The sequence below is a fragment of the Natrinema thermotolerans genome (assembly GCF_031165565.1).
Lineage (GTDB): Archaea > Halobacteriota > Halobacteria > Halobacteriales > Natrialbaceae > Natrinema > Natrinema thermotolerans.
The window spans coordinates 3,140,436-3,159,948 of sequence record NZ_CP101873.1 but is presented as its reverse complement, the minus strand read 5'-3'; the positions used below and the strand labels follow the sequence as shown (position 1 = coordinate 3,159,948).

Below are 19,513 nucleotides of genomic sequence, written 5' to 3'. Positions count from 1 at the left end.
CGGCTGAGGTGATACAGTACCTCGTTCGTGAGTACGACCAAGGTCGACAGAAGCAATAAGACGATCGCGAGTACCCGTTTCGTTCCTCCGCTTAATTCTGCCATTCAATACTTTCCTTTCGTGTTGAACGGGTGAAAGAAATCGTTTCAGTTGATGGCTGGAACCGCAGCCACCGGTGTCTCCGTCGGCGCTCAGAACTCGGTGCCCTGTCGCGCTCGCTGGCCGTCGTCGATCGGGTGTTTCACCTTGCGGACGTTCGTGATCAGGTCCGCGCTGTCGGCGAGATACGCGGGCTCGGTGTGGCTCCCCGAGAGGACGAGTTCGAGATCGTCGGGCTTGGCTTCGACCAACCCCAGCACGTCGTCCTCGGACAGCAACTCCCGGTCGGCGGCGTAGAGGACTTCGTCGAGGATGAGCATGTGCATCCCGGCCTCCGGCTCCGCCTCGAGATCGATCGGTGCGCCGAGGTCGGCCTCGCTGGCCGCCTCGAGCAGTTCGTGGGCGCGCTCGAGGCCGGCCTGTGCTTCGGCCTCGTGGTCGGCCTCGTCGCTGCCGTCGGCCATTCCGTGCCAGCCGTAGTGGCCGAGGTTTTCGTAGCTGATCCCCGGCAGGGCGGCGATGGCGTTGTACTCGCCCCGGACTGCGTCGACGCTCGAGGCCCCGCCTTTCATGAACTGGAGCATGTGGACGCGGTAGCCGTGGCCCGCGGCGCGCATCCCCATCCCCAGCGTCGCGGTCGTCTTCCCTTTCCCGTCGCCCCACCAGACCTGCACGCGGCCGAACTCCTCGGGCGCGGCGGGTTCGATCCGCTCGGCTTCGGGCGTTCGACCCTTCCCGGGCGTGTTCTCGATCGCGGACTCGACTGGCTCCTCGTCGCTCATACGCGGGCGGTCGGGCCGCGCCCACATGTACGTTGCTCCATCGCAGGCGGCATTCTGTGACATACGTAACCAAACGTGTCTTCCGTGTTCGCTCCTAACTCGCGGTCACCGATGTCCCTCGAGTTCTCCTCATCCGACGAGACGCCCGGCTTCGAGTGCGTGATCGCCGCGCTCGACGACTGCGCCTGTCGGGAAATCATCGCGATTCTCGAGGAGCCGATGACCGTCGAGGCGATCGCCGAGGCGACGGATTGCCCGCTCTCGACGACCTACCGCAAACTCGATTGCCTGACCGAGGCCGGTCTCGCCGAGGAGGCCGTCGGCGTCCGGGAGGGCCGCCACCGGAAAGCCCGGTACGTGGCCAACCTCGAGCGGATCTCGATCGGACTCGACGAGGACAACGAGTTGCGCGTCGACGTCGAGTACGCTTCGGGGGCCAGCATCTGGTCCGAACTGCAGGGCGGCCACTGACCGATGGTTCTCACCCCGCGTTAGCTCCCGACGAGATCCGCGTCCGTCGGTCCCTGTCCGTCGAACTCCCGGACGAACTCGTCGAGCCGGTCGGGATCGGACGCCGCCGGCAGCCGCTCGTCCGCGGTGGAACAGTCGGCGTCGACCTCGAGTCGCTCGCAGACGAGGTCCGCGGTCGCCTCGGCCATCCGCCGATAGGTCGTCAGCTTCCCGCCGACGACGCTACAGCAGTTCTCGACGCCGTCGTCCGCGTGATCGAGCAGGTGAAACCCCCGCGAGATGCCCCGGCCGCCCCGCGCGGCTTCGTCGGGTTCGTACAGCGGGCGGACGCCCCACCACGTCCGGACGCGGTCGGCGTCGGCCACCGGCGGGAGCATCGCCGCACACTCCCGGACCGTCTCGGCGATCTCCCAGTCGGCCCGCTCGTAGTCGTCCGGATCGTCGACCGCCACGCTCGTCGTCCCGAGGACGACCTCGCCGTCGTGGGGGACGACGATATCCCCGTCGGCCGGCTCGCGACACCGGTTGAGGACCGGCTCGAGGCCCGCGTATTCGACCGAGACCATGACGCCGCGAGTCGGTCGCATCTCGACGGAAACACCCGCCATCGCCGCGACCCGACCGGCGTGGGGCCCGGTCGCGTTCACGACGTACTCCGGACTGAGCGTCGTGTCGCCGCCGAGCGTGACGGACCTGATTCGGCCGTCCTCGGTCGTCATCGACGTGACCGGTGTGTGCGGACGGATTCGCGCGCCGTGGTCGCGGGCGTCGGCCGCGTTCGCCGCGACCAGTCTGGACGGCACGACGACCCCGTCCGGGACTTCCATCGCGCGTTCGACGTCGGTCGCCAGCTCCGGGACCGCTTCGCGGGCGGCCGCGCCGTCGACGACGTCGGTCGGGATACCGACGTTCTCACAGGCCGCTCGCTTCGCCTCGAAGTACGCCGGATCGTCGGCTGCGAGTTCCACGAAGAGTCCGCCGGTGTCCCGAACGCACTCGCCCGCGATCCGGCGGACGATCCGGTTCTCCTCGAGACACGCCCGGGCCTCCGGCCCGTCGGCCTCGGCGTAGCGTGCGCCGCTGTGCAACAGGCCGTGCGACCGGCCCGAGGTACCCGACGCGAGCCCGTCGCGCTCGACGAGCGTGACGTCGACGCCCCTGCGTGCGAGGTCTCTTGCGATTCCCGCCCCGGTCGCGCCGCCGCCGATCACGAGGACTGTGGGTCGCTCCATACCCGATCGAGGGCGTCCACACTGACGTAGCTTTCACCGATCGAGCGAGACGAAGAGCGAACGGGTCGTGATCCGCTGTAGTCTCTCGACTCGAGGACACCCTACACCCGGTCCTCGAGGATCGACGCCAGTTCTTCGACCCACTCGCGCGTGGGTTCGTTGACCGGGGCGCGGTCCCGTCGTCGCTGACAGAGCGTCTCGGCGTAGGCCTCGAGCCAGTCCGTCGCGGCGACGCCGCGGTCGTCCAGCGCCGACCACCAGCGCCGCCAGAACTCGTCGAAGGTCGTCACGCTCACGGTCACGCCGAACTCCGCCTCGAGGGCCGCGAGCCGGTCCTCGATGGCGTCGTCCCGGACCGGCTCCGAACTGGTCACGAACGCGACCGACTCGGTTTCCGGGTGGGCCTCGAGCTTCCCCCGGATCTCCTGGAGTTCGTTCAGCAGGTACGCCTTGCCGTACTTCGCGTCGTAGGCCTCCCGAACCCTGAACTCGTCGTCGGGGTCGACGACCTCGATGTCAGCGATGTTACCGTGTTTCTTGTCGGCCGAGCGCATCTGCGTGAGCGGCTTCAGGCGGCCGTCGAGCAGCCCCTCGTCCTCGAGGACCTGTGCCAGCGCGTGCATGGCGACCTCGTAGATGCGAGCTCCGTGCTGAGACTGCGCCAGGTGAATGTCGATGACCTGCTTGACCGTTTCGGGGGACGGCTCACCGGCGACGAACCGATCGACCAACTCCAGGGCGTCCTCGTAGACCTCCTCGGCGCGCTCGCCGCGATTCGAGAGGCTGACGATCATGTACTCGAGCGCCTCCAGCGCATCGACCGGGTTGTCGTCCTCGAGGGCCTCGACCAGGTCGCCCCACTGTCGTTGGGCTCCCCGAATGTTCGCCTTGTACTGTTTCGAGTAGGGGTAGTTCTCCGCGAGCGAGCGGGTCATCATCACGCCGTCGGCGTTGACCCGCAACAGGTCTCTGTCCCGGAGCGCCGGGGCGACGTAGTCGCTGTCGATCGTCCGCATCGACAGCCCCTCCCGCCACGAGAAGTGCGCGCTGTTCCGGCTCCCCTTATGGAGTCGGACGCTCTGTGCGGGCTCGAGGGACTTGATTACCAACTGAGTAACGGTCAGCCCGGCGATCGCACGCCCTCGCTCGCTGGTGATCGACTCGACGATCTCGTCGATGAGGGGCCGGATCTCCCCGTCCAGCGCGATCTCGTTCTCGGTTCCGGGGTCAGTGACCCGGTCGAGGACGTCCTCGAACCAGCCGTCCTCGAGGTCGTCTTTGATGCGGTTGTACCGTTCTCTCGCGGCCTCCGACTGCTTTCCTTCCCGATACTCGGTGGTGGTCCCGTCCTCGTCGACGAACACGACGCGGTCGGCGTAGTACCGCACGTGCGGCTCGACCCCGTCGTTCGCGTTCGATGTACTGTCAGCCATCTCTATGTGTCTGCTATGTTCCCCAATATAACTTAAACGTAATGTCCACTGTAACTTCCCGGATTAGTATATAAGTGTATAGTAGTACAATAACCACGCCTACTGATTACAGCGCAGTGTCGTCGGCGAACGGACCCGGTTGCTATCGACCGACCTGCGGCCGTCGCGACAGCCTCCACGTGGCGCGAGACTTCGTGGCTCAGAGCCGTGAGAGACGGATTCGAGGGCGAGATCGACGGCTCGACGGAGCATGGCGAGGCGACGCTAGGCCCGTCGGATTCGACCGGTCCTCGAGGTGCGAAACCACAAGCACTACACTCTTTCAACGCCGGAAACCTATCAACGATGACGCTGCTACCGGGTGGTGGAGATGAGTGATCGGATTCGCGTTGCCAGTCTGTTTACCGGCGCCGGCGGTCTCGATATCGGCTTTAGCACGCTTTCGGAGTTCGACGTCCGCTTTCATACCGACATCGACGATATCGCTATCGACACGCTTCGGACGAACGCCGAGCGGGGCTCCTACATCGACGACGACGCGATCATCGAACGAACGGACATCACGGAGTACGATGGCGGCGACCTCGAGCCCGACGAGGTCGATCTCGTCATCGGCGGCCCGCCGTGTCAGCCGTTCTCCGCGGCGGCCCGCCGTTCCGGCGGCTTCGCCGGTGCCGACAGCGAGGACGGACAGCTGTTTCGCGCGTACGTGAAACTGCTCGAGCGGTGGCAGCCGACGGCCTTCCTCTTCGAGAACGTCTACGGCATCACCTCAGACGAGGAGGACTGGCAGATGATCGTCGACGCCTTCGAGAACGAGGCTGGCGATCCCGGGTATCGCCTGACGGCTCGGACGCTCGACGCCGCGGACTACGGCGTCCCACAGCACCGCGCGCGGACGTTTATCATCGGCGTCCGGAAGGACGTAGACGAGGAGTTTCGCTTCCCGCGACCGACCCACGGTCCCGACTCGCCCGCCGACCGCGACCTCGTAACGGCTGGCGAGGCCCTCGCGGACCTGGACACGGCGGGCGCAGCCGAGGATCCGACCTACGAGATCACGTCGAAACACGCCCATCTGCTGGCCGATATCCCGCCGGGGCTCAACTACAGTTTCTACACGGAGAAGCTCGGCCACCCGGAGCCGGTCTTCGGCTGGCGCTCTCGCTTCTCGGACTACCTCTACAAGGCCGATCCTGACCGGCCCGTTCGGACCCTGAAGGCACAGCCGGGCGCGGCGTCGGGCCCCTTCCACTGGGAGAACCGGAAGTTCACCGAAGCGGAACTCAAACGCCTGCAGGCGTTCCCCGACGACTACGTCCTCGAGGGTTCGTACGGGCAGGTCGTCAAACAGATCGGCAACTCGGTCCCCCCGCGGATCGCCGAGGTGCTGGCGAAAGCGATCGCCGAGGAACTGTTCGGGGCCGACGGGTACGACGACGTGGTGCCGATGCCCGACGGGTACGACCTGAACTTCCGCTCGAGAAAGCGGACCAGTACGGAGGAGTACCGCCGGAAGGCGCGCGAACGGCTCGAGGAACTCGGGCTCTGGGACCCCCGCAACGAACGAAGCGGCCAGCAACGCGGGTTAGAGGAGTACGGCGACTCGAGCGACGACGAGACGGAGCCGGAAGCGACCCGCCGACGGGCCACGCTGCACTACCGCGACCACTTCGAGCGCGAGCGGTTGAGCTATGGCACCGCCGTCGAACCGGACGGTGCGGGCCGGACCTTCGATACGGAAAGCGACGTGGACGGCGCGACCCTCCGCGTGGACATCGAGCGACAACACGGCGGCGAGGGGACGATCGAGATCGTCCTCGAACCGGACGACGGCATCTGGAACGGGATCGGCTCTCTCGAGGTGACCGCGACTGGAGTCGATCTCGACGATGTCTTCTACGTCTGGGATATCGCCGCAACGGACGTAATCGAGCGAACGCGATACGAGAAGTTCATCGACGTCGTCGGGCACTACTCGACCACCCGGCTGGACTACTCGTCGTCGCTCGAGTTGACGGGCGTCGACGCGGGGCTGGTCCCGCGGACGCTTCAGTTTTTCAGCCGAGCGAGCAACTGCAACACGGAGTTTACCCTGGACGAACTCGGCCGTCAGTTGAACGCGACCCACGAGGAACTCGTGGACGCGCTCCGGCAACTTCGCGGGTGGCGCTACGAACTCCGGACGCCGGCGACTCACGAAACGATGCCCGAGGGGAAGGTCCTCTGTACGTACCCGTTCCCTGACATGAACGAACGGTCCCATTTCGATTCCGAGATCGAACTCGACGCGCTCGAAACGCGAACGAACTAACCCCCGACTGCGAGGACGACTCGAGTCCCTGCCACTGGCTGTTCGCGGGTGCATCCAACTACCGGCTAATATTACAACGGCGAACGCCACGTCTGACCCCCGCTAAACTGGGTCCGGATCGCGGTTCGTCCGACAGGGGGCGTGGCGCAACTCCCGCGCTCAATATCGTCGCAGCGAGCGATCGTGATGACACGGCGATCGACCCGGACGATGGAGTCACCGTCGCTGTAACCGGTTACTCCCCCGAAGACTGCCATCTTCTTTCGACAGAGATAGCGGCAGTAGTTTCCGAAACGCCCGAGTCGAGGTATCGCTTGCTCGGGAACCCGTCTTTATCCGTCCGACCGCGTAACCCGAACCCATGACAGCAGACGCGACGAAAAAACGGGGCTCCCGAACCGCGGCCACACCCGCTTTGCAAACCGGACCGGCCGCAATCACGTCGAGCCCGCGGTCGGAGGTGCCCGCGGAATGAGCGACACTGCCGAGTCCGGCGGTTCGGACGAGGAGTCCGATCGAGACGACGGCCACCTCGAGGACGTCGACGTCGGTGCGGGGTGTACCGAGATCTGGGAACACCTCGCCGAGGAGCGCGAGGACTGAGCGCGCCCGTTCACGATCGATTGCCCCCGAACCGCCCCGTGACCGAGCGGTCTCGCTATTGGTTCAGCGCGATTTTCTCCTCGAACCGCTCGCGGACCTTCTCGACTTTCGGGGCCGCGTGCATCTGGCAGTAGGCGTCGGTGGGGTTCTTCTCGAAGTAGTCCTGGTGTTTCTCCTCGGCGCGGTAGAACGTCTCGAGAGGCTCGAGTTCGGTCACGACGTCGTCGTCGTACTCGGAATCGAGGGCCTCGATGTAGGCCTCGGCCTGCCGGTGTTGCTCGTCGTCGTGAGCGAGGACGATCGAGCGGTACTGGGTTCCCACGTCGGGGCCCTGTCGGTTGAGCTGTGTCGGATCGTGCGTGGCGAAAAAGACCTCGAGCAGTTCGTCGTACGCGATGGCGTCGGGGTCGTACTCGACTTGGACGACTTCGGCGTGGCCGGTGTTGCCGGAACAGACCTCCCGATAGGACGGGTCCTCGACGTGGCCGCCGGCGTAGCCCGAGGTGACGGCGTCGACGCCTTCGAGTTCCTTCATCGCCGCTTCGGTACACCAGAAACAGCCGCCGCCGAACGTGGCTCGTTCCATACCCCACAGTAGGGCACGACCGAGGAAAGATGTGACGGGTGGGTTCGTTCGGGCTCCGCGACCCGACCGCTGCTGACCTCGCGAGCCGAATCGCGTGCCAAGGGATTTGACGGTGGCCGACGAACGCCGGGATATGTCCTGGGACACAGTCTCCCTCGAGTACGACGACGATGTCGCAACGCTGACCGTCGACCGACCGGACGCCCTGAACGCCCTGAACGTCGAGACGCTCGAGGCGATGGGGGAGGCGATCGAAACGGCCGCCGACGAGGGCGCACGCGCGCTCGTCTTGACGGGGGCCGGCGACGCGTTCATCGCCGGCGCGGACATCAAATACATGCAGGATCTCGGTCCCGAGGCGGCCCAGAAGTGGGGCGAACTTGGCCACGACGTCGCCGACGCGCTCGAGGCGTTCCCCGCGCCAACGATCGCCGCGGTCAACGGCTACGCGTTCGGCGGGGGCTGTGAGATGGCGCTGGCCTGTGACCTCCGCGTGGCGAGCGAGTCGGCGCTGATCGGCAACACCGAGATCGATCTGGGAATCATCCCCGGCTGGGGGGCCACCCAGCGGCTGCCGCGGCTGGTTGGCGACGAGACCGCTCGCCGGATGATCTTCCTCGGTGAGCGCCTCGACGCCGCGTCGGCCGCGGAGGTGGGGCTGTTCGGCGAGGTCGTGGCGGACGACGAACTCGAGGGGGTCGCCGCGGAACTGGCCGATCGGCTCGCCGCGAAACCGGCCTTCGCGATGCGAACTGCAAAAGCGGCGATTAATCAGGGCTACGAAGGCTCACAGGAGAGCGGCCTCGCGTACGAGCAACGCGCCTTCGCGAGCCTCTTTGGGACCCCGGACCAGCGCGAGGGGATGGCCGCGTTCGTCGAGGACCGCGAGCCCGACTTCGAGTGATCAGCGGTCTTCGACGCGCCACGTGAGCAGAACGCCCTCGTCGAGCCGGTCGACGGCCTCGAGCGCGAGTTCGGGGAAGTCGGCGACAAAGCCCTCGCCGTCGGCCAGCGTCGGGGCGTCCCGGCCACCGATAATCGTCGGGCCGATGAACACCCGTAGCTCGTCGACCAGCCCGGCCTCGAACAGCGAGAAGATGAGTTCGCCGCCGCCCTCGACCATGACCTGCTCGAGGCCCGCCTCCTGCAAGGCCGCGAACGCCCGTAGGAGATCGACCCGCTCCTCCCCCGCGGTGATCAGTTCGGCGGCGTCGGCGAGTGCCGCGCGGCGGTCGACGGGCGCGGCCTCGCTCAGACAGCAGTAGGTCGTCGCCGCGTCGTCGAGGACCGCGGCGTCGGTCGGGGTCCGCCCGCTCGAGTCGACCACGACCCGTGCGGGGGTTTCCGGCTCGCCCCGCTCACGCCGTCGTTCCCGCAGCCGCTCGTCCTTGACCGTCAGGTGCGGATCGTCCGCGAGGACGGTCCCGACGCCGACGACGACGGCGTCGCTTTCGGCCCGGACCCGATCGACGCGGGCGAAGTCCTCGTCGCCGCTGATCGCGAGTTGCTCCCGGCGTCGCGAGGAGAGTTTCCCGTCCGCGCTCATTGCGGCGTTGACCACGACGTGCATACCGCTGCTGCGGGGGGACGGCTAAAGAAATCCCCGCTCGCGGGCTGCCGGCGTCGCGTCGGGTGTCCGCCGACGGGGGTCGGACCGTTTCTCGTGTCGGCTATACGCTACTATATAGCATCGCGTATCCAACATATAAACGACTTATCCGGTTTCGCTGGACGGGTCGGACACGACGCGTGACGACCGCCACCACCCCAGCAGACGACGCGGTATCGTTCGACCACCGTCACATCGCCCTCGAGAACCACGGCGACGTCTACGTCATCGGCGACGTTCACGGCTGTCCGGACGCGCTCGATGCGCTGCTCGAGCGACTGGACCTCGGCGGCAACGACCTCGCCGTGTTCGTCGGCGACCTGGTCCGAAAGGGACCCGACAGCAAGGCCGTCCTCGACCGGGTGCGCCGGTCGCCGCGACTGCTCTCCGTTCGGGGCAACAACGAGCGAAAGCTCATCGAGGGGGCGGCCTCGCTGTCGGCGCTGGGGCCGGCCGACTACCAGTACGTGGAGTCGCTGCCGACCGCGATCTCGTGGGACGGCGGCCTCGTCGTCCATGGCGGGGTCGACCCGGCCCGCTCGCTGTCGGCGCAGTCCCGCGAGGACGTACTGACGATGCGGTCGCCCGAGGGTGACGGCTACGACGGCCCCTTCTGGTTCGACGCCTACGAGGGGCCGCCGCGGGTCTTCTTCGGTCACACCGTCCTCGAGACGCCGATCGAACGGGAGTGGGCGGTGGGGCTCGATACGGGGTGTGTCTACGGCGGCAGTCTCACTGCGTACGACGTCGGGAACGAGCGGTTCGTCAGCGTCGACGGCCCCGACCACGTCGAGCGATCGTCGTCGAAGATCGTCACGCCGGACGGCAGTTGCTAGGGGGTCGGGATGAACGAACGAGATGCGACAGCCGACGACGAGCGGGGTGGAACGACCCCGGAGGAACAGGCAAACGACCAGTCGACCGCCGACGGCTCCGAGTTCGCGTTCCGATCGCTGCTCGACGACGAAGGTGTGACCGCCTCGAGTCCGGCCGAGCGGACCGACGGCGGCGCCGAATCGGAGACCACTGATCGCGCCGGAGACCAGGAGTCCACAGCGGACACCGTGATCGAGGCCGAGTCGGACGCGGGAGCGGGCGCGCCCGGCTCGCGGACCGACGGTGCCGCGGAGACCGACGACGGCAACGCCGAGACGCTGCCTCTCCCCGAGCCGATCGGCGATACTTCGGCCGACGGCGACGGGACCGATCCAGTCGAAGGGAACGACCCGTCGTCCGGCATCGCCGACGTCGACCTCTCGAGCCCGGAGTACTACCTGAATCGCGAACTCAGCGAACTGGCCTTCCAGCGGCGGGTCCTCCACGAGGTCCTCGATTCGGACAACCCGCTGTTGGAGCGCGTGAAGTTCTGCTCGATCGTCACGCGGAACCTCGACGAGTTCTTCCGCAAGCGCGTCGGCGGCCTGAAACAGGGGATCGCCGCCGGCGTCACCGAGGAGACGCCCGACGGGCGCACGCCCCGCGAGCAGTGGGACGCCGTCCTCGAGGCGGCCCGGCCGCTGCTCGAGCGGCAGGCCGAGTGTTACTGCGAGGAGATCCGTCCGGCGCTGGCCGACGAAGGCATCGCCATCGTCGATTACGACGACCTGAGTGCGGCCGAGCGGACGACGCTTCGCGAGTACTTCGAGAGTTCGGTGTTGCCGACGCTGACCCCGCTGACGTTCGATCCGGCCCATCCCTTCCCGTTCATCTCGAATCAGAGCCTCTCGCTGGCGGTGCTGACGCGGGAACGACCCGACGCGGAACTGACCTTCTCGCGGGTGAAGATCCCGCGCAACCAGCTCCGGTTCGTCCAGCTCGGCGACGACCGGCGGTACGTCCTCCTCGAGGACGTCGTCCGGGCGAACCTCGATCTGCTCTTTCCGGACGTCGAGGTGGTCGACACTGCCCTGTTCCGCGTGACCCGCAACGCCGAGGTCCGGCGCAACGAGGAGGTCGCCGAGGACCTGATCGAGACCATCGAGGAGGTCATCGAGGAGCGGCGGTTCGCGGCCGCCGTCCGCCTCGAGATCGAACCCGACGCCCCGCAGGAAGTGCGCGAGATCCTCACGCGGGAACTCGAACTCGACGACCGGGAGGTGTTCGAACTCGCCGGCCCGCTCGATTACCGGGACTTCGCCGACCTGACCGAACTCGACCGCCCCGACCTGAAGCTTCCCGAGTGGTCGCCACAGCCCCATCCGCGGCTGGGCCGGTGTGACGACGCGACGAACGTCTTCGACGCGATCAGCGACCGCGACGTCCTCGTCCATCACCCCTATCACTCCTTCGAGGGAACCGTCCAGCGGTTCCTCGAAGCCGCGGCCAACGACCCCGACGTACTGGCGATCAAGGCGGCGATCTACCGGACCGCCAGCGACTCACGGGTCATCGAGAGCCTGATCGAGGCCGCCCACAACGGCAAGCAGGTCGCGGTCATGGTCGAGTTGAAGGCCCGCTTCGACGAGGAGAACAACCTCGAGTGGGCGAAGAAACTCGAGGAGGAGGGGATCCACGTCGCCTACGGAACGATCGGCTACAAGACCCACACCAAGACCTCGCTGGTCGTCCGCGAGGAGGCCGACGGCGTCCGGCTCTACTCTCACGTCGGGACCGGTAACTACCACTCCGAGACGGCCAAGAGCTACGAGGATCTGGGGTTGCTGACCGCCGATCGGGACATCGGACAGGACCTCGTCAGGCTGTTCAACTACTTCACCGGCCACTCGATGTATCGGGACTACCGGGAGCTGTTGATCGCGCCGGGGAACATGCGCGATCGGTTCGTCGAACTGATCCGGGCCGAGGCCGAGCGGGCCCGCAACGGCGAGGACGCCCGGATCGTCGCCAAGATGAACCGGTTGGAAGACCCCGAACTCGTCCGGGAACTCTACGAAGCCTCAATGGCCGGCGTCGACATCGATCTGATCGTCCGCGATATCTGTCGGCTTCGACCCGGGCTCGAGGGCATCAGCGAGACGATCGACGTCTACAGCGTCGTCGGCCGCTTTCTCGAACACTCGCGGATCTTCTACTTCCGGGCCGGCGGCAAGGACCGGTACTACATCGGGTCGGCCGACTGGATGACCCGTAATCTCGACAACCGGGTCGAGGCGGTGACACCGATCGAGGATCCGCGGCTCCGGGAGCGACTCGAAACGATCCTCGAGACGCTGCTCGAGGACGATCGGAACAGGTGGATAATGCGGTCGGACGGGAGCTACGATCGCTGCCGATCGACGGACGGTTCGTCGACTGACGTTCACGAGACGTTCATGCGGTCGGCGTTACGCCCCGCGGGTCGGGGGCGGATCGATCTCGGCGACTGAACGGTGGGGCGATCGCCGACTGCTGATTGCCAGTTTCAGACTACCAATCGCCGACTACCGATCACCGACGGTTCCCTTTTCCATTTCCGAAACGAGTGCCACCAGCGACGCGGCCCGTCCCTGCCGATACCGAGTCGTTCGAGGCCGTACGGATCCCTCAATAGCACAACTAGCAGCGGCTTTGTACGTTCCGTCGGTCGACTTCGATACGCGCTCTCCCCCGACCATGAACGGATCAACCGGCGGCTACGGCGATCGTTCGACGCGGCAACGGCTCTCGACGGCGACGCAGTACGCGACCGAGACGGCCACCCTCGAGTCGATCGTCGTCCGATACGAGGACCGGGCGGACCGATGTACGATTACGCCGCGTGAGTGTCCGGCCGACGATCAGCTGACGACGTGGCTGTCGGCCGATATCGAGGCGTTCGTCGATCTCGAGGACGTTCGCTGACGACGACCGGCCCGGCGAATCGATCACGATTCGCGCCGACTGTACCCCCCTCTTCGTCGGAGTGATCCCACTCGATATGTGTCTCTACAATTTCTATATAGCACTATGTTTGATAACTATTGTCGATAGATTCGTACTGATGAATAGTTATCTGAGACGGCCTAAAACGTCCGATAGTGGCACTATCTCCCTGGCTAATTCTCTCTATAGACTAGTGGATTTATATTGTTGTAATCAAAATCGGCCCGTATGGAGACGCGAAAGGTCCAGGTGACCGGTGGGTCGACGTATACCGTTTCGCTGCCGAAGACGTGGGCGACCGACAACGGTGTCAGCAGCGGTACGACCGTCGAATTCTATCCCGAAGACGACGAACTGCTTCTCACGCCGGAACGCGAGACGCGCCGGCAGGAAGGCACCCTCGACGTCTCCGGCCTCGAGGGCGAACAGCTCACGCGGGCCGTGATGACGATGTACGTCAGCGGCTTCGACGTGATTTCGCTCGAGGCCGGCCGGATCACGACCGAGCAACGAAGCGCGATCAGGAGTGCGACCCAGCGACTCGTCGGCGTCGAGGTCTTGGAGGAAACCAGCGATAGCGTCGTCATTCAGGACTTGCTCGACTCATCGGAGCTGTCGATCGTCAACGCCGTCACCAGGATGCGGCTGATCGCCCAGTCGATGCTCGAGGACGCGGTGACGGCCCTGATCGAGAACGACGACGCGATCGCCGAGGACGTGATCGAGCGCGACGACGACGTCGATCGGCTCTGGCTGGTCGTCTCGCGGATCTTCCGCGCGACGTTGCGCTCACCACGCGCCGTCGAGGAACTCGGCGTCTCCCGGGAGGACTGCTTCGACTTTCACTCGACCGCCCGGCAACTCGAGCGGATCGCCGACCACGCCGTCAAGATCAGCGACATCGCGCTCAAACTCGACGACCTGTCGGCCGACGTCGCTGATGCCGTCCACGGGCTCCACGCCGAGGCCGCGTCGGTCCTCGAACAGTCGACCGACGCCCTGTTCGCCGAGGAGTCCGACGAGGCCACCCGCCTCGGCCACGCGGCGCTCGAGGCCGTCGTCGAGATCGACGAACACACCCGCAAGATCGACGACATGCTGCGGGATCTCGAGCCCGCACAGGCCCAATCGCTGGGGCTGATCGTCGACTCGCTCTCGCGGAGCGCCGACTACGGCGGTAACATCGCCGAAACTGCGCTGCAGAAGGCCGCCCCACGGCCCTGACGACCGCGGACGATCGATTATCGGGGGACGGTACGCTCGTGGTGTAAACGGCAGAGCCGCAGCTGGCCGCGCTGGCACAACGGAAGAATCAGCGGGCGTTACTCGAGGAGAACGGCGTTGACCTGACCGGTCTGGCCGGGTCGGGACGTAACGCGGGCCTGCCCTTCGCTCGTCTCGATGACGGCACCCTTCGTGATGATGTTTCGGCGGACGTAGTTCGGGTTGGCGTCGTTCTCGACGACGTCCTCGATGTCGGCCGAAACCGTCTCGTCGCCCTTGTTGACGCTTGCGACGTTGGTCGCCAGCGCACGGGTCTTCGTCTCGTTCCCGCGGGCGTCGACGGTGCGGAACCGCGGTTCGCCGACCTGCGTCTCGGTGGGCAGCCGACCGAGTTCGTTCTTCCGGCGCTTTCGAACGTTCTTCAGTCGACCGCCGGTTCGCTTGCGCGTAGAGCGTCCCTGATCCTGCATACACGTACCCAGCCCCGGCGCGTATTTATATGCAACGAGATACACCCCGGCTGCAGGCCACCGGCGCAGTCGCCGGCCGGTCACTCGTCGGCGACAAGACAGTACGCGCGGCCGGGCTCCTCGAGGATCGTCTCCTCGTCGGCGTAGTAGTTCGAGAAGACGCCGCGCTCGGCGTAGTAGATCCGCCCGTCGCGGGGGATCGCACCGCTGGTGACGTGCCCGCGGTTCGCGACTCGCCAGCGCTGGTCGCCGGTCTCGCGATCGAGCGCGTACAGATGCGTATCGTAGGAGCCGACGAGAATCGTCTCGGCGGTGGCCGTGATCGAGCCGATGACGTGCCCGTCCACGTCGGCCGACCACAACTCCTCGCCGGTATCGGTCTCGAGCGCGTAGACGTGGTGGTCGTCGCCCCCGACGTAGACGATCCCTGCCTCGGGGTCGATCGCCGGGTTCGACATGACGACGTCGCCGGTGTCGAACGACCACTCCTCGCTGCCGTCCGCGAGGTCGAGCCGGTAGAACCGACCGTCCCACGAGCCGACGAACGCCGCGCCGTCGTAGACCGGGATCGTCCCCTTGATCTGTGCGCCGAGGTTGAACCGCCCGCCTGCCATCGACTTCCCGTCGGGGCCGCCCTCGCCGCCCGCCTGAAACGACCACGCGAACTCGAGGGAGGGGAACTCCCAGCAGTAGACGACGCCGTCGTTCGAACCCGTGACGAGCCGGCCGGCCTCGCAATCGATCGCGGGCGAGGGGTGGGGCATCCCCCAGAGGCGGTCGTCGCTCCAGACCGGCGTGCCGGTGGCGGCGTCGACCGCCCAGAGCGTCCCGCTGGCCGGGTCGCTGTACTCGGCGAGCAGGTAGAGCGTCCCGTCGACGTACGCGGGACTCGAGCCGATCGCGATCGCGCCGCCGAACTCGCGGGCGGTGGTTCGCCACTGCAGGTCGCCGGATGCGATATCGACGGCGTAGAGCGCGCCGTCGTAACCGCCGATGTAGGCGGTCCCGTCGACGATCGCCGGCGTCCCGTGAAAGCCCAGGCTCCGGCCGGCGCCGGTCTCGAGGTGCCAGCGCTTCTCGCCGGTCGGCGTGACGGCGTCGATCCGGCCGGTGTCGCTGGCCACGAGGACCGTCTCGCCGTCCGGCGTCGGTCGCGGCGTCGACTTGGCCGCGGTGTGTCCGATCCGGTTGGTCGAGAACGACCAGTCGACCCGCACCGCGTCCGGGACGGTCTCCTCGGGGTAGTAGCCGTACCGGCGCAGGCCCCGACGGAACATCGAGGTGCCATCGTCGGCCGGCAACGGAACGTAGCCGTCCGCGTCGCTCGCGGCGGCAGTGATCGCCGAACAGTCCGTCCGCGAGCGGTACCGCCGGTCGGCGCAGCCGGCCAGTCCGACGATCCCGGCCGTGCCGGCGGTGCCGAGCAGTTGCCGTCTGGTGACGCGCGCAGCCGCGGCTGTCCCGCCGTCGTGATCGGCGTCGGCTCGAGGGTCCGCGGCGCGGTCGCTCACGCGTCTACTCCTGTTGGGCGTCGACGACCGCCACGCCCGCGAGGTTCACGATGTCTTTGACCTCGTCGCCCCGCTGGAGGACGTGGACCGGCTTGTCCATCCCGACCAGCATCGGCCCGATGGCGTCGGCACCGCCCAGTCGCTGGAGGAGTTTGTAGCCGATGTTGCCCGACTCGAGGTTCGGGAAGACCAGCACGTTCGCGGGTTCCTCGAGTTCGGAGAAGCCGTACGTGCCCTCGAGGATGTCCTCGACGACGGCGGTGTCGGCCTGCATCTCGCCGTCGACCGTGAAGTCGACTTCGGGGTCGTCCTGCAACATCCGCGCCGCCTTGCGCGGTTTGCGGGTCCCCTCGTTGTCGACGCTCCCGAAGTTCGAGTACGAGAGCAGTGCCGCGCGGGGTTCGATGTTGAACCGCCGCGCCAGTTTGCCGGTCTGTTTGGTGACCTCCGCGAGGACCTCCTCGTTGGGGTCCTGGTTGACCGTCGCGTCGGCGACGAAGATCACGCGGTTCTTGAACGTCAGCATGTAGACGCCGGCGGCGTAGTCGACGTCGTCGTCGGTGCCGACGACCTGCAACGGCGGTCGCAGCGCCGAGGGGTAGTGGTGGGAGAGGCCGGTCAGTAGGGCGTCGGCGTCGCCCTGTTCGACCATCACGCTCCCGAAGTAGTTCGAGTCGCGCTCGACGAGTTCGCCGGCCTCGCTGCGCGTGATCCCCTTGCGGGCCCGCAGTTCGTGGAGCCGGTCGGCGTACTCCTCGTAGTCGCCGACCGAGGGGTCGGCGACGGTCGGATCGAAGTCCAGCCCGAGGTTCGCCGAGGTCTGCTTGATCTCGTCCTCGTCGCCGATCAGGACCGGCAGGGCGATCCCCTGCTCCTGAATCTGGTAGGCCGCGCGGATCATCTTCTCGTTTTCGCCCTCCGCCAGAGCGACCGTTTTGGGGTCGCTCTTGGCCTTGTTGAGGACGACCCGCATCATCTCGCGGGACTTGCCCAGCCGGGCTTCGAGTTCTTCCTCGTAGGCCTCGAGGTCGATCTCGGTACGGGCCGCACCGGACTCCATCGCGGCCTCGGCGATCGCCGGCGCGACGCGGAAGAGGACGCGCGGGTCGACGGGCTTGGGAATGATGTAGTCGGGGCCGTACTGGATCGGGTCGTCGCCGTAGGCCTTGACGACCGCGTCGGGAACGTCCTGGCGGGCGAGTTCGGCCAGCGCCTCGGCACAGGCGACTTTCATCTCCTCGTTGATCTCGGTCGCGCGCACGTCGAGGGCCCCACGGAAGATGAAGGGGAACCCGAGGACGTTGTTGACCTGATTCGGGTAGTCCGACCGGCCGGTGGCCATGATGACGGTGTCGTCGCGAGCGGCCTTGGCCTCCTCGTAGCCGATCTCCGGATCCGGATTCGCCATCGCGAAGACGATCGGGTCCGACGCCATCGACTGGATCATCTCCTGGGAGACGATGCCGCCGATCGAGAGCCCGACGAAGACGTCGGCCCCCGCCATCGCGTCGGCCAGCCCGCCCTCGGGCACGTCGCGGGCGAACTGCTGTTTGTACTCGTTGACGTCGCCGTCCGCGGCGCGGTCCTCGGTGATGATTCCCGAGGAGTCACACATCGTGATGTTCTCCTTCCGGACGCCCAGCGAGACGTAAAAGCGCGCCGTTGCGATGGCACTCGCGCCGGCTCCGGAGAAGACGACCTCGAGTTCCTCGAGGCTCTTGCCGGCGATGTCGGCGGCGTTGAGCAGCGCGGCCCCGGAGATGATTGCGGTGCCGTGCTGGTCGTCGTGGAACACCGGAATGTCGATCTCCTCGCGCAGCCGTTCCTCGACGGTGAAACAGCCGGGTGCTTTGATGTCCTCTAAGTTGATCCCGCCGAAGGTCGGCTCCATCATCTTGATGGCCTCGACGAGCTTGTCGGGGTCCGAATCGTCGAGTTCGATGTCGAAGACGTCGATGTCGGCAAAGCGCTTGAACAGCACGCCCTTGCCCTCCATGACGGGTTTGGAAGCCTGTGCGCCGATGTCACCCAATCCGAGAACCGCCGAACCGTTCGAGACGACGCCGACGAGGTTGCCCTTGGCCGTATACTGGTAGGCGTCAGTCTCGTCCTCGTCGATCTCGAGACACGGCGCGGCGACGCCCGGCGAGTACGCCAGCGAGAGGTCGCGTTGGGTGTTCGTCGGTTTCGTCGTCGAAATCTCGATCTTGCCCGGTGGATCCGTTCGATGGTACTCGAGTGCGTCCTCGTCTAATCCCATATCGGGGACACTGTGGGCGACTACAAAAAACAATGCGAAGGGGAGTTTCGACGGCTGTCGAAATAAACCGTTCCGCGGCCGCAGTTCGCCCGGACAAAAGACGGGGATTCGACCGTTTTATACACTCCGCGGAAGTGTGGTGGGGTATGGACGTCGCGCTTGGTGGGACCTTCGACCCCGTTCATGACGGCCATCGGCGGCTGTTCGAACGGGCGTTCGAACTCGGGGACGTGACTGTCGGCTTGACCAGCGACGACCTCGCCCCGAAGACACGAGACGTCGACCGGCGGGTTCGGTCGTTCGACGAACGGAAACGAAACCTCGAGTCGGAACTCGAGTCGATCGCGGCCGATCACGACCGCACGTTCGAGGTCCGGCTGCTTGAGTCGCCAACGGGGATCGCAACGGAACCGCAGTACGACTATCTCGTCGTCTCGCCGGAGACCCGCGAGGGCGGCACGCGGATCAACGAGATCCGCCGCGAACGCGGCCACGACCCGCTCGAGGTCGTCGTCGTCCCCCACGTACTGGCCGACGACGGCGACATCATCTCGAGTACCCGGATCGTCCACGGCGAAATCGACGAACACGGAAACGTCGTCGACGGGGAGTAAGCGTCGTCGCGGAGACCAACCCGTCGGTGACGAGCGTCAAGCCAACGGCCGATTGCCGTCGGACAGTACCGGCCGATACGGCTTCGTATCGTACAATTACGCCGGGACAGCCCGCTTCTGAGTCGTGGAACGGTCGCGCTACGAAACGATTACCAGCGCGGCGGCTCGAGACCCGCCGCCTCGAGCAACTCCTTCCAGCGCGATTGGATCGAGAGCCGGGAGACGTCGGCGGCGTCGGCGACCGCGCCCTGGGTGCGGCCGTCGCCGGCGACGAGCGAGCCGGCATAGAGGCTGGCGGCCAGGACCGCCCGCTTCGATCGATCCGACTCGGGCACGTCGGTCAGAAAGAGGTCGACCGCACACGAGCGAGCCTCCGTCGACAGCTCGAGGCGGTCGGCGATCGTCTCGAGTTCCGCGAGCCACGGCTCGTACTCGACCCGATCCCGGGCACTGTGCATACCTCCGAGTACCTGCTGAGCCGATATAAACGTGCGGTCACGACGA

18 protein-coding genes are annotated in these 19,513 nt (G+C 66.4%); 9 read left to right on the top strand and 9 right to left on the bottom strand.

Annotated features, from left to right (window positions below):
- Positions 1-191: 191 nt before the first annotated feature.
- Positions 192-881 (bottom strand): cob(I)yrinic acid a,c-diamide adenosyltransferase, encoded by a 690-nt coding sequence (locus NP511_RS16310; RefSeq protein WP_049966303.1) that lies wholly within the window; start codon positions 879-881, stop codon positions 192-194.
- A gap of 111 nt (positions 882-992) precedes the next feature.
- Between NP511_RS16310 and NP511_RS16305 the strand changes: the two genes are divergently transcribed.
- Entirely contained in the window at positions 993-1,352 is a 360-nt protein-coding gene (locus NP511_RS16305; protein WP_049966302.1) for a winged helix-turn-helix domain-containing protein, read from the top strand.
- Between the two features lie 20 nt (positions 1,353-1,372).
- Here the strand turns inward: NP511_RS16305 and NP511_RS16300 are convergent, their stop codons facing one another.
- Both NP511_RS16300 and NP511_RS16295 read right to left on the bottom strand, forming a co-directional pair.
- Positions 1,373-2,584 (bottom strand): FAD-dependent oxidoreductase, encoded by a 1,212-nt coding sequence (locus tag NP511_RS16300; RefSeq protein ID WP_049966301.1) that lies wholly within the window; start codon positions 2,582-2,584, stop codon positions 1,373-1,375.
- A gap of 101 nt (positions 2,585-2,685) precedes the next feature.
- Positions 2,686-4,017, bottom strand: coding sequence for a hypothetical protein (locus tag NP511_RS16295; RefSeq protein WP_049966300.1), 1,332 nt, complete (start codon positions 4,015-4,017; stop codon positions 2,686-2,688).
- A gap of 370 nt (positions 4,018-4,387) precedes the next feature.
- Between NP511_RS16295 and NP511_RS16290 the strand changes: the two genes are divergently transcribed.
- Both NP511_RS16290 and NP511_RS16285 read left to right on the top strand, forming a co-directional pair.
- Positions 4,388-6,331: a DNA cytosine methyltransferase gene (locus tag NP511_RS16290; RefSeq protein WP_084158305.1), complete on the top strand. Its 1,944-nt coding sequence runs from the start codon at positions 4,388-4,390 to the stop codon at positions 6,329-6,331.
- 471 nt (positions 6,332-6,802) lie between these two features.
- Positions 6,803-6,934 (top strand): hypothetical protein, encoded by a 132-nt coding sequence (locus tag NP511_RS16285; RefSeq protein WP_006649395.1) that lies wholly within the window; start codon positions 6,803-6,805, stop codon positions 6,932-6,934.
- 55 nt (positions 6,935-6,989) lie between these two features.
- Here the strand turns inward: NP511_RS16285 and msrA are convergent, their stop codons facing one another.
- Positions 6,990-7,520, bottom strand: a complete 531-nt coding sequence (msrA, locus tag NP511_RS16280) for a peptide-methionine (S)-S-oxide reductase MsrA (RefSeq protein ID WP_049966299.1) — start codon at positions 7,518-7,520, stop codon at positions 6,990-6,992.
- Positions 7,521-7,653: 133 nt separating this feature from the next.
- Here msrA and NP511_RS16275 point away from each other — a divergent pair, with 133 nt between their 5' ends.
- Positions 7,654-8,424: an enoyl-CoA hydratase/isomerase family protein gene (locus NP511_RS16275; protein ID WP_049966298.1), complete on the top strand. Its 771-nt coding sequence runs from the start codon at positions 7,654-7,656 to the stop codon at positions 8,422-8,424.
- On the opposite strand, the gene NP511_RS16270 is transcribed toward NP511_RS16275, so the two are convergent.
- Positions 8,425-9,090: a 2,5-diamino-6-(ribosylamino)-4(3H)-pyrimidinone 5'-phosphate reductase gene (locus tag NP511_RS16270; protein WP_049966297.1), complete on the bottom strand. Its 666-nt coding sequence runs from the start codon at positions 9,088-9,090 to the stop codon at positions 8,425-8,427.
- Positions 9,091-9,269: 179 nt separating this feature from the next.
- On the opposite strand from NP511_RS16270, the gene NP511_RS16265 reads away from it, so the two are divergent.
- From NP511_RS16265 to NP511_RS16250, 4 genes are all read left to right on the top strand, one after another.
- Positions 9,270-9,965, top strand: coding sequence for a metallophosphoesterase family protein (locus tag NP511_RS16265; RefSeq protein ID WP_049966296.1), 696 nt, complete (start codon positions 9,270-9,272; stop codon positions 9,963-9,965).
- A gap of 9 nt (positions 9,966-9,974) precedes the next feature.
- Positions 9,975-12,455: a polyphosphate kinase 1 gene (ppk1, locus tag NP511_RS16260; RefSeq protein WP_049966295.1), complete on the top strand. Its 2,481-nt coding sequence runs from the start codon at positions 9,975-9,977 to the stop codon at positions 12,453-12,455.
- Between the two features lie 226 nt (positions 12,456-12,681).
- Positions 12,682-12,909, top strand: coding sequence for a DUF7511 domain-containing protein (locus NP511_RS16255; protein ID WP_006649389.1), 228 nt, complete (start codon positions 12,682-12,684; stop codon positions 12,907-12,909).
- Positions 12,910-13,158: 249 nt separating this feature from the next.
- Complete coding sequence (locus tag NP511_RS16250) at positions 13,159-14,154, top strand: phosphate uptake regulator PhoU (RefSeq protein WP_006649387.1); 996 nt, start codon at positions 13,159-13,161, stop codon at positions 14,152-14,154.
- 98 nt (positions 14,155-14,252) lie between these two features.
- Here the strand turns inward: NP511_RS16250 and NP511_RS16245 are convergent, their stop codons facing one another.
- The 3 genes from NP511_RS16245 to NP511_RS16235 form a co-directional block, all read right to left on the bottom strand.
- Positions 14,253-14,624 carry a 30S ribosomal protein S8e gene (locus tag NP511_RS16245; RefSeq protein ID WP_006649386.1) on the bottom strand — a complete coding sequence of 124 codons (372 nt, stop codon included), beginning with the start codon at positions 14,622-14,624 and terminating at the stop codon, positions 14,253-14,255.
- Positions 14,625-14,704: 80 nt separating this feature from the next.
- The gene (locus NP511_RS16240) at positions 14,705-16,135 is read right to left on the bottom strand and encodes an outer membrane protein assembly factor BamB family protein (RefSeq protein ID WP_049966294.1); all 1,431 of its coding nucleotides are present in this window, start codon (positions 16,133-16,135) and stop codon (positions 14,705-14,707) included.
- 4 nt (positions 16,136-16,139) lie between these two features.
- Positions 16,140-18,395, bottom strand: a complete 2,256-nt coding sequence (locus NP511_RS16235) for an NADP-dependent malic enzyme (RefSeq protein WP_006649384.1) — start codon at positions 18,393-18,395, stop codon at positions 16,140-16,142.
- A gap of 146 nt (positions 18,396-18,541) precedes the next feature.
- On the opposite strand from NP511_RS16235, the gene NP511_RS16230 reads away from it, so the two are divergent.
- A complete protein-coding gene (locus tag NP511_RS16230; protein ID WP_006179674.1) occupies positions 18,542-19,009 on the top strand; it encodes a phosphopantetheine adenylyltransferase in 468 nt (155 codons plus the stop codon).
- A 149-nt stretch (positions 19,010-19,158) separates the two neighbouring features.
- On the opposite strand, the gene NP511_RS16225 is transcribed toward NP511_RS16230, so the two are convergent.
- Positions 19,159-19,467, bottom strand: a complete 309-nt coding sequence (locus NP511_RS16225) for a transcription initiation factor IIB family protein (protein ID WP_006179675.1) — start codon at positions 19,465-19,467, stop codon at positions 19,159-19,161.
- Between the last annotated feature and the right edge of the window lie 46 nt (positions 19,468-19,513).